The 14528-nt window shown below is 49.2% G+C and carries 15 protein-coding genes; 7 read left to right on the forward strand and 8 right to left on the reverse strand.

Features of this window, described 5'->3' with window-relative positions; genetic code table 11:
- Positions 1-9: 9 nt before the first annotated feature.
- From KD909_RS01795 to KD909_RS01810, 4 genes are read right to left on the reverse strand one after another with little or no spacing between them, the layout of a single operon-like run.
- On the reverse strand, positions 10-423 hold the full coding sequence (locus KD909_RS01795; protein ID WP_012727460.1) for a DUF350 domain-containing protein: 414 nt from the start codon (positions 421-423) through the stop codon (positions 10-12).
- Complete coding sequence (locus KD909_RS01800) at positions 420-1649, reverse strand: glutathionylspermidine synthase family protein (RefSeq protein ID WP_211782184.1); 1230 nt, start codon at positions 1647-1649, stop codon at positions 420-422. The genes KD909_RS01795 and KD909_RS01800 overlap by 4 nt, the downstream gene beginning before the upstream one ends.
- Positions 1646-2014: a hypothetical protein gene (locus tag KD909_RS01805; protein ID WP_012727458.1), complete on the reverse strand. Its 369-nt coding sequence runs from the start codon at positions 2012-2014 to the stop codon at positions 1646-1648. The genes KD909_RS01800 and KD909_RS01805 overlap by 4 nt, the downstream gene beginning before the upstream one ends.
- A complete protein-coding gene (locus KD909_RS01810) occupies positions 2011-2469 on the reverse strand; it encodes a hypothetical protein (RefSeq protein ID WP_012727457.1) in 459 nt (152 codons plus the stop codon). The genes KD909_RS01805 and KD909_RS01810 overlap by 4 nt, the downstream gene beginning before the upstream one ends.
- 106 nt (positions 2470-2575) lie before the next feature.
- Here KD909_RS01810 and KD909_RS01815 point away from each other — a divergent pair, with 106 nt between their 5' ends.
- The 6 genes from KD909_RS01815 to KD909_RS01840 all read left to right on the forward strand — a co-directional run bounded on the left by KD909_RS01815 (position 2576) and on the right by KD909_RS01840 (position 8652).
- Positions 2576-3595, forward strand: a complete 1020-nt coding sequence (locus KD909_RS01815; RefSeq protein WP_211782185.1) for an ion channel — start codon at positions 2576-2578, stop codon at positions 3593-3595.
- 11 nt (positions 3596-3606) lie between these two features.
- On the forward strand, positions 3607-4734 hold the full coding sequence (locus KD909_RS01820; RefSeq protein ID WP_078147724.1) for a YfbR-like 5'-deoxynucleotidase: 1128 nt from the start codon (positions 3607-3609) through the stop codon (positions 4732-4734).
- A gap of 129 nt (positions 4735-4863) precedes the next feature.
- Entirely contained in the window at positions 4864-5196 is a 333-nt protein-coding gene (locus KD909_RS01825) for a PadR family transcriptional regulator (RefSeq protein ID WP_012727454.1), read from the forward strand.
- The gene (locus KD909_RS01830) at positions 5193-5720 is read left to right on the forward strand and encodes a DUF2812 domain-containing protein (RefSeq protein ID WP_211782186.1); all 528 of its coding nucleotides are present in this window, start codon (positions 5193-5195) and stop codon (positions 5718-5720) included. The genes KD909_RS01825 and KD909_RS01830 overlap by 4 nt, the downstream gene beginning before the upstream one ends.
- Positions 5721-5895: 175 nt before the next feature.
- The gene (gene amyS, locus KD909_RS01835; protein WP_371744415.1) at positions 5896-7437 is read left to right on the forward strand and encodes an alpha-amylase; all 1542 of its coding nucleotides are present in this window, start codon (positions 5896-5898) and stop codon (positions 7435-7437) included.
- A 201-nt stretch (positions 7438-7638) separates the two neighbouring features.
- Positions 7639-8652 carry a Delta(5) desaturase DesA gene (locus KD909_RS01840; protein ID WP_012727451.1) on the forward strand — a complete coding sequence of 338 codons (1014 nt, stop codon included), beginning with the start codon at positions 7639-7641 and terminating at the stop codon, positions 8650-8652.
- Positions 8653-8687: 35 nt separating this feature from the next.
- Here the strand turns inward: KD909_RS01840 and KD909_RS01845 are convergent, their stop codons facing one another.
- Complete coding sequence (locus tag KD909_RS01845) at positions 8688-9518, reverse strand: lipoate--protein ligase family protein (protein WP_012727450.1); 831 nt, start codon at positions 9516-9518, stop codon at positions 8688-8690.
- A 17-nt stretch (positions 9519-9535) separates the two neighbouring features.
- Positions 9536-10471 (reverse strand): lipoyl synthase, encoded by a 936-nt coding sequence (gene lipA / locus KD909_RS01850; RefSeq protein ID WP_324292278.1) that lies wholly within the window; start codon positions 10469-10471, stop codon positions 9536-9538.
- 288 nt (positions 10472-10759) lie between these two features.
- Here lipA and KD909_RS01855 point away from each other — a divergent pair, with 288 nt between their 5' ends.
- Positions 10760-12709, forward strand: coding sequence for a glycoside hydrolase family 3 protein (locus tag KD909_RS01855; RefSeq protein WP_211782188.1), 1950 nt, complete (start codon positions 10760-10762; stop codon positions 12707-12709).
- 41 nt (positions 12710-12750) lie between these two features.
- Here the strand turns inward: KD909_RS01855 and KD909_RS01860 are convergent, their stop codons facing one another.
- The gene (locus KD909_RS01860) at positions 12751-13596 is read right to left on the reverse strand and encodes a DegV family protein (protein WP_012727447.1); all 846 of its coding nucleotides are present in this window, start codon (positions 13594-13596) and stop codon (positions 12751-12753) included.
- Between the two features lie 8 nt (positions 13597-13604).
- Positions 13605-14447 (reverse strand): octanoyl-[GcvH]:protein N-octanoyltransferase, encoded by an 843-nt coding sequence (locus KD909_RS01865; protein ID WP_211782189.1) that lies wholly within the window; start codon positions 14445-14447, stop codon positions 13605-13607.
- Between the last annotated feature and the right edge of the window lie 81 nt (positions 14448-14528).

Consider the following 14528-nt stretch of genomic DNA (forward strand, 5'->3'; position numbering starts at 1 on the left):
GGTGTTTGATTAGTACGTCAAGCTCGCGGCGACGATGATCCCGACGACGAGTGATGCGGCGAACAAGCTGAAACCGATGGCCATGTTGCCATTCTCGACTTCTTTTTCTAAATTCACGCCTGGTGTAAGGATGTATTCAAACGTCCAGAACGCCAATACTTGGGCGGCGATACCGACGAGTCCCCAGATGAACGCATCGAGCAAGTTGACGCTGTTCGCCCAGACTGTATAAATGACGATGGCGAGTCCTAGTGCTTTCCCCCAAAGTTTCAACGCGACAGCCATGTTGCCTTCTTTGATTAACTTGCGTTCCGAATATTTGGTCGTTAGTGCGAAGATGATGAGTCCCGCAAGAATGAGACCGAATCCTGTCCCGAGGTGGGCCAGGAAGCTTAAGATTGAATCGAGTGTGATGAATGTCATGAGTTCGTCTCCTTTTGTATAGGTGTGCCAACGGCTAAGTAATAAGATTGGTTGTTCGTGATCATGCTGCCGGCGCGGACGCCGAGTGCGGATGGGTGTCCGTTCAAGCAAAAACATCCGATCATGTAATGTGTCTCCATACGACCTTTGACGGTTGTCGTCATCCGTGTCGGGAGTTCGATGAACTGTTGGTACACGGCCGTTTCTTCCGCATACGTTTGTAATGTTTCGCGATGAAACGGTTGGCCATCTTTCGTATACAAGATGACGGAGTCCCCTTCACGTCCGAATGCCGGCTTTTTGACATAGTCCGATTCACCGAGAAACGGTGTGTCTTCTAAGTAAGTCGGTAAAAAATATGTTCCGATGATGTCGCGCTCGGCTTGATCGAATAGTGTCTCCGTCTCATACAATTCCCAAATGAGGGCTTGTACGCCTTTGGACTGCATGAGGAACGCCGAGAGCGGGTTGAGCAGCGACACATGCTTTTGCAGGTTCAGTTCAAGTAACCGAATGCCGATCAAGTCTCCGTCTGCTGCCCGGTCGTCCACAAGATGCTCGATCGGATATGTTTGACGATACAAGATGTCAATCCGTTCGCCCGATGGCGTGTAGACACCGTCTTCGTCGACGAGTAGGGCGTGCAACGGTACGAATTCAGACGGTAAATCGAGGGTCTCTTGCAGAAAGCGCGCCGTCCATTTGTCTTCGATGTTGTCGTCATGTGCCGTAAAGACGATTTTTGGTGTGCCTTCTCGTTCGAGTCGATTCCATGCGGCGACGATGGCCTTGCGCAGTTCGGTTTTCAGTTGGGCGGTGGCTTCCCTGTTCGGATCGAGGAGACCGAACTCGGAAGCGACCACACCGTTCACGTCAAATAGTTCTTTAATGAACGTTGGTGTGTCCGCATTGAACTCCATCAATTTGAGTTGACCATCTTTCATGATCCAGTCGTAACGGCCGATGATTGTCTCCTGCGGCATCGTCTTCTCCCGTAAAAACGGCAGACTCGCCTCAGGGTAACCGAGCAGTCGGAGCGTCTCGTCAGGTAGGGTGCGTAACAATTGATTCGTCTTCCGAAAAATCGAGTCAACCGCCTCGGTTGCCTCTCGGATAGAGGCAACCTGCGAGGCGGTCATCTCAAAACAATCATATAAGGCATATTCTTCATCGTTTAAATCGGGCCAAAAATAAGGGATTTGACTGTAAAGTTCGTCACGCGTCATCCGCCGAATCCACCTTTAGAGCCACTGCCGAGTCCAGATTTTGACGATCCTGAATTTGAGCCGTTCGATACGGCACCGGTCGCACCACCGTTGGCTTTATACGTCTTATACGACGAAGAGCTCTTCAACGCATTTTTTGAGCGGAACAGGCTACCGAGTAAGAAGTAGCTACCATAGTGCGGAGAGCGGTCGTCGTCACAATAATACGACTCGGTCTCGTCATCCCAGTCCCAATCGTCACATTCGTATCCGGTCGGTTCTTCCGGGAGTGCCGCCTCTTCATATTCATCCCCACCGCACGCGGCAAGGGAAGTGGTCAATACCGCAACGGATAGTCCGCTTAAAATTTTCTTGCTTGTCTTCATGTTGATTCCTCCAATTCATAACCAGTCGGTGTGACGTAGATAACATACACACCACGATCTTCATCTGTTTCTGCTGAATCGCGCTCATATTCTTTACCGGCGACATACAAGTATTGGCTTCCGAGCATGGCGAGTGCATCAAGGTGGCGGTCGACGTAATAGGCTTCGAGTAATGGGTTGTCAAACCGGTCGTCGAGCGTGCGGATTTCGACTTTGATGTCGCTCGTTTCGTGCTTGTCCATCGGTCCCTCTGTATAGCGATCGACATAAATTAAAAAGTATTGATCGCCTTCAAGGGCAGACGAGCGTTGTTTGTAGGTCATGCCGTCTTTGACGAAAAACTCACATTCACGACGAGCTAGCACTTCGTCTAAGCCGAGAGACGTGTAATGGTATAGTGGTTCGAACGATAATTCATTTTTATAGAGACGATACTCTAAGACGATGGAGTTCATAAGTCAGTCCTTCCTTTTTTCTTCTTATACGGAATCACCATCAAAATGGTTTCGTGAATCTTTTTGTGGTTACGTTTAGTATATAAGAGAGAAGGAGGGGGAAACAGTGCATATCTTATTTCGTGTGTGGAAAGGGTTAGCGAAATTATCATTTTTGAATGTCGTCTTAGCTTCGATTGGCATCATTATCTTAGGAACCGTGCTCGGGTATGTTTTAGAACCTGAGACATTCGGATCATTATTTGATTCGTTCTGGTGGACGATGACGACATTGACGACCGTCGGATACGGGGACTTTTATCCGTCCTCCGTGGCAGGGCGATGGCTCGGGATATTCTTATTCCTATTCGGGATTGGGATTATCGGGGCGTTGATTGGAAAATTGGTTGAAATCGGTGCGACGTTTCAACGGCTAAAACGGGAGGGAAGACTAGTGTATCGTGGAGAAGGACATTATGTGTATATCGGGTGGTCACCGAAGACGAAGAAAGCAATCGATGAAGTGCTTAACTACGAACCGAAAGCAGAGATCGTCTTGATTGATCAGTTAGTTGAGGAACCGTACGTGCACGATCAAGTTCACTTCGTATCAGGCGATGCTTCGGATGAAGCGGTATTGCTGCAAGCAAACGTCTTGAAGGCGCGACGCGTCGCGATTTTTGCGGATGCCCGTATCACGGAGACGTTACTTGCTGACGGGAAGTCGCTTTTGATCGCATCAGCGGTCGAGGCGTTGTCATCAGAGCATCAAGTGGATTTACAAACGGTCGTTGAAGTGTGTGAAGAGCGGAACATCTCGAAATTCAAACACGTCCGCGTCGACGATTTTATTTTAGCGAACGACTCGGTCTCCCTCTTGATGGCAAAAGCAACATTGCATCCAGGAACGACGGCAATTTTCCGTCAATTGTTAAGCAAACAGTCAGGCGGAAACATCCAAGCGTTGAAACCAAAAGCCGAGTGGCAAAATGTTCGTCAAGCCAATACGGCGTTACTCGAATCAGGGGGGACACTCATCGCGGTCAATGACCGCATAGATGTGGCGACGATGCTCGACTTGCCGCTACAAGATACAGATATGCTCTACGTCATCTGTCATGACGATGTATTTGAACGATTATCGTAAGGAGTGAAACCATGCATAACGGTACGTTTATCCGAAAGATGACACGCATGCAAAACGTGCAACGATGGGACGAATATGCCCCCCATTATCATGATAACGCAGCGAGTCATAGCTTTCGTGTCGCGGTCTTTAGTTTGATCGCGGCTTATGTGGAAAAAGAGAACGGGCGTGAAGTCGACTTACTCGATTTGCTAGGGAAAGCCATTTTTCACGATATGAATGAAGTCCAGACGGGCCCAATCATGCACCGGACGAAAAAAGAACCGACCTTGATCGGTCACATCGAACGTATGGAGCGAACAGCAAGCCTCGGTCTTGTCGAGCTGCTGTCGCAATCATTACGTCCTCACTTTCATCGTTTCGTGGTGGAAGCGGAAGATGATTCGTTCGAAGGTCGAATCGTGGACGGGATTGATTCGTTCGATGCGATGTTGTTCGTGCGACGAGAAGTCGCGCACGGCTCTCCGCACTTTGATGACAAGCTAGAAGAGATGAAAGCCGCACTCCGACATCATCCGATTGATTCGGTCCGCTGGCTGTTCGACCAGGTTGAGGCAGAAACGGATGTGTTGCGATTCATCGAGAACGTCATGCGGATGGATAGTGTCCGTCGCTGGAAAGGTCGCTTTAACACGATTGACGACAACGATGCGATCCATGGTTTCCGGGCTGCCGCGCTCGGTATGTTCAGTGGGCTCTTAGAGCGTGAGAAGTACGACGTCGATGTCGATGTCGCCGAACTCGTGGCTCGTCTTCTCTGTCACGATTTAGTTGAAGGGGTGACCGGAGACGTGCTCGGTCCAGTCAAACATTCGACGCAAGAGACGGGGGCTGCGTTTGAGGCATACGAGCGAGCGGAAAGTGAACGTCTACTTGGACTGTTGCCTGAGTATATGCAACCGGCGTTCCGTCGATATATGGCTGACTCGAAAGACGATACGTATGAGGGAATGCTCGTCGACATGATGGACAAGCTTGATGCGCTCATCAAGATGAACATGGAGCGGAAGATGAACGGGGCCGAGTATGAGGTCACGTATCGCGAGCAACTCCGTAAAGTCCAGATGCGATATGAGAATCCAAGCATGATTTTCTTCCTGGCGTATATCTTGCATGATTTAGACTATGTCACTAGTTAAAACCGATTATCTTGAAGTCGCATACCTAAATAGGTGCGGCTTTTTTTATATCATTTATTGACATATATCATTTAACGATATATATTGAGTATAAGAAATGTATCATTCAATGATATAGGAGGTGGAAAGATGCCGCGAACGGACTCATTAGAGTTAGGGGAACTGACGGATAGTATGTTTTATATCTTATTGGCGCTCACGACGCCACGTCATGGCTATTTGGTCATGCAATTTGTCGAAGAGACCACGCGAGGGCGAATGCAAATTGGTCCGGCTTCGATGTATACGATTATCAAAAAGTTGTTGAACGCCGAACTGATTGAACCGATGGATGGGGACGGAAAGAAAAAGAACTATCGAATCACGAATAAAGGCCGCTCGATTTTAACGGATGATGTGAAGAGACGACAGGCGATGGTCGAAGATGCCTGTGCCATTTTGGATATGGAGGGATCAAGATGAGACAAAAGTATATGTCGAGCTGGGGATTGGCGTTTGCTGAAGAGCGTGAGATGCGGAAACTAGAACGAATGGCGGCGAAGGGATGGCATTTGAAGAAGTTTGCCCCGCTAGGATACACGCTCGTTGAAGGGGAACCGGAAGACGTTCAGTATAGTTTGGACTATCGTACTCGTCCAGACGAAGACTACTTTGACCTGTTTGCGTCGAGCGGGTGGGAACATGTCACATCAACCGGGGATGAGATTCATATTTTCAAAGGAGATCGAGATGCCAAGCCGATTTACTCGGATGTCGAAACAACAGAGGAAAAATATCATGACATGGAGCGTCAGATGGGAAGAGCTGCGCTCATCCTAGGTATTTTATGGATTGCACTCTTTTCGTTGTTTCAGTTTGATTGGCCAACCGTTGTCGAGACAATATTGATTGGGATTCAACTACTCGTGACGATCGGTCTCATATTTACAGGACTACCGTACATCGGCTACCGTTTCAAACGAAAACGAATTAGTCGGGAAGGATGACTAGGCGGATGGCACAAGCCATCCGTCTTTGCTTCGTTCGACTGAACTATTCGAACGGAAAATAGTTAGGGAGTGAGAACTGTTTTTGGACATCGGTCTATGCAACAAAATCAAAATCCTTCAAAATAATTAATGCAAGCGCTTTCATTAATTATTTGAGGAGGAATGAAGGATGTTGAAGAAACGACAAGGGATTGCCGTCCTGGCCGGAGTGACATCGATTGCACTGCTTTCAGGGCAACCGGTCGCACAGGCAGCGACCCCACAGAACGGTACGATGATGCAATATTTTGAATGGTACGTTCCAAACGATGGGCAACATTGGAATCGACTCTCAAATGATTCTCAGCATTTGAAAGACATCGGGATCTCCACGGTTTGGATTCCGCCGGCGTATAAAGGAACGTCTCAAAATGATGTCGGATACGGGGCCTATGATTTGTATGATTTAGGAGAGTTCAATCAAAAAGGGACGACTCGGACGAAGTATGGAACGAAAGCGCAGCTACAGTCGGCGATCTCGAACTTACGCGTGAAAGGGATTGGCGTATATGGGGATGTCGTCATGAACCATAAAGGCGGAGCGGATTATACTGAGTCCGTTCAAGCGGTCGAGGTCAATCCTTCTAACCGAAATCAAGAGACGTCTGGGGAATATGCCATTTCTGCCTGGACTGGATTCAATTTTGCTGGACGGAACAATACATACTCGCCGTTCAAGTGGCGTTGGTATCATTTTGATGGGACCGACTGGGATCAATCACGAAGTCTGAGCCGAATCTACAAATTCAAGAGTACGGGTAAAGCATGGGATAGTGAAGTGTCGGGTGAGAACGGGAACTATGACTACTTGATGTACGCCGATGTCGATTTTGAGCATCCGGAAGTACGTCAGGAGATGAAAAACTGGGGGAAATGGTACGCGGATTCGCTTGGATTGGACGGCTTCCGACTGGATGCGGTGAAGCATATCAATCATTCATACTTAAAGGAATGGGTGACGAGTGTTCGTCAGGCAACCGGAAAAGAGATGTTCACTGTTGCGGAGTATTGGAAGAATGACTTAGGGGCCATCAATGATTACTTGACCAAGACGGGCTACACTCATTCCGTATTCGATGTACCACTCCATTACAATTTCCAAGCGGCAGGGAATGGTGGCGGTTACTATGACATGCGGAACATTCTAAAAGGTACGGTCGTCGAGCAGCACCCAACACTCGCTGTGACGATTGTCGACAATCATGATTCGCAACCAGGACAGTCACTGGAATCAACAGTCGCGAATTGGTTCAAACCGCTCGCCTATGCGACCATCATGACACGCGGTCAAGGATATCCAACACTCTTCTACGGAGATTATTATGGAACGAAAGGGACGACGAACCGTGAAATCCCGAATATGTCAGCGTCGCTTCAGCCGATTTTGAAAGCGCGTAAAGATTTCGCCTACGGTACACAACATGACTACATCAATCACCAAGACGTCATCGGGTGGACTCGTGAAGGGGTGACGGACCGTACGAAGTCAGGTCTTGCGACGATTTTGTCGGACGGACCAGGCGGGTCGAAATGGATGTATGTCGGAAAACAGAATGCAGGAGAAGTGTGGAAGGACATGACCGGTAATAACGGGCGCCTCGTGACGATTAATGCGGACGGTTGGGGCGAGTTCTTCGTCAACGGCGGCTCGGTTTCCATCTATACGCAACAATGAATCAGTTAGACTTGTCTCTAAAGATAGGGGCGAGTCTTTTTTCTGAATTTTCACCACATGAGTTTTATACGTGATATAATGACCTAGTGTTAATTCTTGATAGGGAATGCTTCCGATCCATGAATTCACATTGAACAACGTTGGTTGTTGGTTTTATCTATATTTTTGCGTTGTGACGCTGTTGAATTCAAGGAGGTTGTTATGAGTAAAGAAAAGATTGCCCAATTAAGAAAGCACGTCTCGCCGTTTGAAAAGTCCGATATTCGGATCAGTGTGCGGCAGATGATCAATACGATTTTACCGTTTCTCGTATCGTGGTTTTTAGCGTACCAACTACTAAGTGTCTCGATTTTCCTGACATTGCCGTTCACGTTGATTGCAGCAGGATTTGTCGTGCGGATGTTCATCATCTTCCATGACTGCACACACGGTTCATTCTTTAAAAATAAGAAGGCGAACGCCATTGTCGGAACCATTACGGGGGTCTTGACGTTATTTCCATACGAGAAGTGGAAACGAGAGCATGCGATTCATCATGCATCGAGTGGGAATTTGGATAAACGGGGTGTCGGCGACATCTGGGTCATGACGATTGAGGAGTACATAGAAGCGTCAAAATGGACTCGTCTAAAGTATCGCCTGTATCGTCATCCGCTCGTCATGTTCGGTCTCGGACCGCTCTGGCTCATTCTCGTCACGAGTCGTTTCAATCGAAAGGACGCCCGGAAAAAAGAGCGACACAACACATATCTCATCAATATCTCTCTCGTCGTCCTATATAGCGCGCTCATCTATCTGATTGGTTGGCAAGCGTTCTTGATCGTTCAAGGCACGACGATGTTCATCGCCGGTGTGCTTGGAATCTGGTTGTTCTATGTCCAGCATACGTTTGAAGATTCATACTTCGAGGATGAGCAGGAGTGGGATTATGTGAAGGCGGCCATTGAAGGAAGCTCGTATTATGAGTTGCCGAAAGTGCTTCAATGGGTGACGGGGAATATCGGATTCCACCACGTGCACCATTTGAGTCCACGCGTGCCGAACTATCATCTAGAGAAAGCACATACGTCGACACCGCCGTTACAACGGGCAACGACAATCGGACTATTTTCAAGTTTGAAATCGTTACGTTACAAATTGTATGATGCGAACAACAAAACATTCGTCACGTTCCGAGAAGTGCGCCATCTCTTGCGCCGAACGAACGCAGCTTAAAAAAAGATTGTCCCTGGTCAAAAGGGACAATCTTTTTAGCGTTTCCAGACCCATTCATCACTCTCATACTTCTTGACGAGCAAATCGATTTCGGCTTGCTGTTCTTTCGTGAAGACAAGCGGTTCGAACGTTAACGAGAACGCGTCCTTGAAGCCGGTCTCGAATGCGGCCGCTACTTCGTCAAAGGAGACGAAACGCTTTAGCGTGTCGTTCAAGGCGACGGCTTTTTCGCTGAAGCGGGTTTTTGCTTCTTGTTTCTCCGTCTCATCCATCGCGAAACAGTCGAACAACACCTCATCGTCGACAGAGAGGGGAATCGAACCGTGTTGAAGCACGGCCCCTTGATGGCGCACTTGTGCACTACCCGCGATTTTCTTCCCGTCGACAGCAAGCTCATAGTACGATGCGGCGTCGAAGCAGACGGCCGATTTCGGTTTGCGGAGCGCTTCGCGGTCCTCTTCCGTCAATGGCACCGAAAATTCGGCGGGGACGCCGAGTTCGCGATATCCGCGACGAACGCCTTCCGTGAGTAGGCGATAGCTCTCGATGATATTCGTCGGGAGGGCAGGGGTCGATTCGGGCAAGATGACGCTATATGTCAACTCATCCGCATGCAACACGGCACGTCCCCCGGTCAAGCGACGAACGACCGGAATATTGTTCGCTTCGAGGGCGTCCCGGTCCAAGTCACGCGTCGCTCGCTGGAAACGTCCGACGCTGATTGCATGAGGTGCCCATGAATAAAAACGAAGCGTCGGTTTGAGCTCTCCCTTCGCGACCCAATTGGCGATGGCTTCATCAATCGCCATATTTTCGGCCGGGGAAGTCGATTCAGTTCTAAGTAAATGCCACGTCGTACCAGTCATAATCTCTCTTCTTTCTGTTAGTCGATTGGCAACATCGTGTGGCGACGCGCCTTGTGTACTTGCTCATCCGCATGGTATGACGAACGGACGAGTGGACCAGCCTCACAATGTGAGAATCCTTTTGATAGAGCGATCTCTTTCAACTCGGCGAACTCGTCTGGATGGTAGTAACGTTCCACCTCAAGGTGTTTCTTCGTCGGCTGCAAGTATTGACCGAGCGTTAAGATGTCGACGTTGTGCGCGCGGAGGTCATCCATCGCTTCAATCAATTCCTCTTTCGTCTCCCCAAGCCCAACCATGATCGATGACTTCGTCGGGATATCCGGGTTCAATTCTTTCGAACGCTTCAAGAACTCGAGCGTGCGGTCATATGTTGCTTTCGCACGGACTCTCGGTGTGAGGCGACGGACTGTCTCTAAGTTATGGTTCATGATGTCAGGACCCGCATCGATCAACGTCTGCAAGGCAGAGAAGTCACCCATCATGTCTGACGGGAGCACCTCAATCGATGTCTCCGGGTTCATGGCGCGAACCGCGCGAACCGTTTCTGCGAAGACAGTAGCCCCGTAATCGTTCAAGTCGTCACGCGCGACAGCCGTGATGACGACGTGTTTCAAGTTCATAAGTCGAACCGATTCGGCGACACGCTTTGGCTCTTCCCAATCGAGCTCGTTCGGTTTCCCAGTCGTGACGGCACAAAAACGGCAAGCACGTGTACAGATACTTCCAAGAATCATGAAGGTCGCGGTCCGACGTACCGCCCAACATTCATGAATGTTCGGACATTTCGCTTCCTCACATACCGTATGTAAATTTTTCTCGCGCATCATTTTCTTTAGGCCGGTATACGTATCATTCGTGTTTAATTTAATCTTTAACCATTCCGGCTTACGTTTCAGTTCCCCTCTTGCCACAATAATTTCCCCCTTTTTGAAAGTTAACCTGTATCGAATTGAGTTTACCAAAAAACGAATCAAAAACGAACCACAGAAATTATTGGTTTTGCCAATACAGTTCACTGTGTATCAAAACAGAAACATTGTTTCAAAATGGTTACGCTTTCACTTGAGCAATTGTTTCTAAAAAGTGGAGTTGCTATACTGTTGTTGACCACCTGAATAAGGACCAAATGTAACTGATGCGATCAGGCATGGGGTGAACGAGCGTTGATGAGGCAACGCTTCTTCCTCCATGCCTTTTCGTTTGGGGGTCAGCCAAATTTGACTAAGGGGAGTGGGAACATGAACAAGGCACTGAATTGGACGGCAACACTCGGATTGACGACGGCATTGCTCGTCTCGTCGGTTCCAGCAGCAGACGCGGTCGTGGCGGAAGGGACGCCGACGATGTCGATTGACCAGCGCGTCAACACGAAGCTAGAGTCGATGACGCTCGAACAAAAAATCGGGCAGATGATCATGCCGGACTTCCGATTATGGAACGGGGCGAACCATACATCTCTTGCACCGGAAGTGGCGCGTGTCATCGATCGTTTCGATCTCGGTGGAGTGATATTGTTTGCGGAGAACGTGAAGGAGACGGAACAGACGACGAAACTCGTTCATGATTTGCAAGAAGTCGTGAAACAAGATGCCAGCAATGATATCCCGTTATTCGTCACGATCGACCAAGAGGGTGGGATTGTGACACGCCTTGGGACGGGAACGAATCTACCGGGGAATATGGCGCTCGGGGCCACGCGTAACCGTCAATATGCCTATGATGCAGGGGAAATCATCGGTTCTGAATTGCACGCACTCGGGGTAAACGTGAACTTCGGACCAGTGTTAGACGTCAACAACAATCCAGGGAATCCGGTCATCGGCGTCCGTTCGTTTTCGAGCGATCCTGAACTAGTCGGTGAACTTGGTTCCGCGATGACACAAGGGATTCAAGATCAAGGTGTTGCCGCAACGGCGAAACATTTCCCAGGTCATGGGGATACGGCCGTCGACTCGCACTACGGGTTGCCGATTGTCGATAAATCACTCGACGAGTTACGCGGACTCGAGTTGTTACCGTTCAAACGCGCCATCACGGAAGGGATTGACATGATCATGACGGCGCATATCGGGATGCCACAAATCGAGGACGAGGTCGTCAGATCGGAACGCGGCACGTTCCCGCTCCCGGCGACGCTTTCGGACGATGTCATCACGGGAGTGCTTCGTGAGGAACTCGGATATGAAGGAATCGTGGTGACCGACGCACTCAACATGCAAGCCATCGCAGACAACTTTACGGAAGCAGAAGCGGTCATCAAAACGTTTGAAGCAGGGGGAGACATCGCACTCATGCCAACGATTTTACGCTCAGAGGCGGATGTGATCAAACTCGAGACAATCTTTGAGGAAGTCATTGCGGCAGTGAAGGATGGACGTTTATCGGAGGCGACCATCGATGAATCAGTAGAACGTATTTTAAAACTGAAAGCAGAGCGTGGCATTTGGGGAGAAACGATGGACTCCACGACGCTCGAGATGAAGCTCGCAGAAGCGAATGCCACGGTAGGAAGCGCTGAACATAAAGCGAAGGAACGTGAAATCGCGGAAGCGGCTGTCACGCTCGTGAAGAACGAGAAGAAGACACTCCCATTTAAACCGAAAAAAGGGGACACAGTGCTCGTCTTGTCGCCAGCGAAAGACCAAACGGATAGCATGGTGAAAACGATCAAGTCACTAGAAAAGAATGCAGGGAATATGAAAGACGTGAACGTCATCACGGCCAATTATTCAGCATCGACCCCACATCTAGAACAAAATCCGGCACTACGGCAACAAGTTGAGGCGGCTGACTATATCATCGTCGGTTCGAACGTGAACAACAGCGCGAAATTAAAACCGACATCAGCTGATCATTATGTACCGGCCGAAGTGTTCCGTTATGCAAATGAGACAGGGAAACAATCGGTTTTACTCAGTTTGCGCAACCCATACGACATTGCCGTTCAACCGGATGCCCCGGCACATCTCTTAATCTATGGATTCAAAGGCGATCCGAACGGTCCAGATTCGGAGGCGGGCAACTTGAAGTCGGCAGGTCCGAACTTACCGGCAGGCATTCGTGCCATCTTCGGTGAAGTGAAGCCACAAGGGAAGTTGCCGGTAGATGTACCGAAATTTGTGGACGGTGTATTCCAAGACGAAAATTACGCGCAGTTCGGTGATGGATTTAAAAACTGGAATCGCTAAACGAAAATGAGCTCGCCCGAAAATCGGGAGAGCTCATTTTTTCATGCCTCGAAATAGGCGATGACGAGTAGACCGGGACCGGTGTGGGCACCGATGGCAGACCCGACCAGTGTCTTCGTGATGTGCTCTGGTTCGAGATGTTCGCGGACCATCTTCTCGAACTGTTCGGCTTTTTCTAGGTCGTCACCATGACCGATGAAGAGGTCTCCGTTCTCGACGATCGACTTCGATTCGACTGTCCATTCGACCATCCGGCGCATGACCTTTTTATGACCGCGTACCTTTTCAATCGGGACGAGCTTGCCGTCCTCAACCGTCAATAACGGTAAAATCGTCAACAAGTCTCCGATGAAAGCACTCGCCTTCGAGACACGTCCGCCCCGCATCAAATATTCGAGCGATTCGACCGTGAACAAGTGGCGGACTTTGCCGACGAGCGAAGTGGCATACTCGACCGTTTCTTCATACGTATGGTCTTGGCTATACGCTGCGACCGTTTTGACGAACAATGCCTGTCCGACAGAGGCGGTCCGTGTATCGAGAACCGTGAATGTACTGTCTGGGTATTCCTCTTTCAACATTTCGCCGACCATTACAGCGGTTTGGTATGTACCGGAGAGTTCTCCGGAGAAAGCAAGATATAAGAACGGGATTTCAGCCTCGAGATGCTGACGGAAACAGTGTTCGATTCGTGACGCCTCGATTTGGAACGTCTTTGGCGTCTTACCCTGACGCATCGCATCGTATACTTCTTTCGGTTGAATCGTTTCGCCGTCTAAAAATTCTTCGTTGTCGATGATGACACCGAGCGGTAAAATCTCAAGACCGTATTCGATGATTTGATCGTGTGTCAAATCGGCTCCGGTGTCTGTGATCAGTTTAAACATTGGATGAATCACTCCTCTGTTAATTGTTGTTCAATGTCGCGTAACGGCTCATTCCGTTTCCACATGCGTTCGAGCTGACTTGCAAACATCGTTTGCTCGTCTGCCGTTAATGTCGCGTTTTGGAGCGAACTGACAGTGGAAAGAACGCGGTAGGCCCGAGTGAGGACGTCTTGTACGGTAAGTGGGATCCCAAGCAAGTCTTCAAGTGAGGCCATCGTTTCCGGTACAATGGTTGGGTACGTGAACTTTGTCTCTTCCCCTTGGATGGCAAGGTCGTAAAAGTCACGGATGATTTCAGCACGTGCGCTTCCGCTCTGTCTTACGCTCAAGTAAATTTGAACGGCGACACCGCCACGAACGCGTCGTTGCGAAATACCGGCGAACTTTTTGCCGTCAATCGACAAGTCGAAACTTCCTGGACAGTATGAACCGACGACTTCCCCTGGGACGATGTCATTCGTGACGTCTTGGAACATGTGTTGGATGAGCGAGGTCATGGCCTCATAACCGCTGTCGATTTGAATCCCGTCCTTCTCGGGTAAAATTAAAGAAAGGTTGAGGACGTCATCGTCTAGCACGACGGCTAATCCGCCTGAGTTTCGGACGACGGGACGGAATCCCTGTTCATGCAGGTAGCGAATTCCCTCTTTCAAATGAGGCAGCCGAGCATCCTGGATTCCGAGTACAATCGTATCGGTGTGCACCCATGCCCGCAAGACGGCACCTCGTTCTTGCGTTGACGCACATAACGTATCATCGGTCGCGAACGATTGTTCCGCTTGAAACAGCGTGCCAAGACTCGACTGATCGATGATGCGATAGCTCGGTTGTTGTAACAATGGATGGATCATATACATTAATTCCTTTTCACAAAAAATTTTCCTCCTCATTATAGCATGGAGGGAACGATTCGTTTGAAGTCGAATCTAGAA

It is taken from the genome of Exiguobacterium sp. PFWT01 (assembly GCF_018255795.1).
Classification (GTDB): Bacteria; Bacillota; Bacilli; order Exiguobacteriales; family Exiguobacteriaceae; genus Exiguobacterium.

What these genes read in the sequence shown, in the direction of transcription:
- KD909_RS01860 (WP_012727447.1), bottom strand. Translation starts at nt 13,596, where the DNA reads ATGTTTAAACTGATCACAGACACCGGAGCCGATTTGACACACGATCAA.
- KD909_RS01825 (WP_012727454.1), top strand. Translation starts at nt 4,864, where the DNA reads ATGCCGCGAACGGACTCATTAGAGTTAGGGGAACTGACGGATAGTATG.
- KD909_RS01800 (WP_211782184.1), bottom strand. Translation starts at nt 1,649, where the DNA reads ATGACGCGTGACGAACTTTACAGTCAAATCCCTTATTTTTGGCCCGAT.
- KD909_RS01805 (WP_012727458.1), bottom strand. Translation starts at nt 2,014, where the DNA reads ATGAAGACAAGCAAGAAAATTTTAAGCGGACTATCCGTTGCGGTATTG.
- KD909_RS01840 (WP_012727451.1), top strand. Translation starts at nt 7,639, where the DNA reads ATGAGTAAAGAAAAGATTGCCCAATTAAGAAAGCACGTCTCGCCGTTT.
- KD909_RS01865 (WP_211782189.1), bottom strand. Translation starts at nt 14,447, where the DNA reads ATGATCCATCCATTGTTACAACAACCGAGCTATCGCATCATCGATCAG.
- KD909_RS01810 (WP_012727457.1), bottom strand. Translation starts at nt 2,469, where the DNA reads ATGAACTCCATCGTCTTAGAGTATCGTCTCTATAAAAATGAATTATCG.
- KD909_RS01820 (WP_078147724.1), top strand. Translation starts at nt 3,607, where the DNA reads ATGCATAACGGTACGTTTATCCGAAAGATGACACGCATGCAAAACGTG.
- KD909_RS01845 (WP_012727450.1), bottom strand. Translation starts at nt 9,518, where the DNA reads ATGACTGGTACGACGTGGCATTTACTTAGAACTGAATCGACTTCCCCG.
- KD909_RS01830 (WP_211782186.1), top strand. Translation starts at nt 5,193, where the DNA reads ATGAGACAAAAGTATATGTCGAGCTGGGGATTGGCGTTTGCTGAAGAG.
- KD909_RS01855 (WP_211782188.1), top strand. Translation starts at nt 10,760, where the DNA reads ATGAACAAGGCACTGAATTGGACGGCAACACTCGGATTGACGACGGCA.
- KD909_RS01795 (WP_012727460.1), bottom strand. Translation starts at nt 423, where the DNA reads ATGACATTCATCACACTCGATTCAATCTTAAGCTTCCTGGCCCACCTC.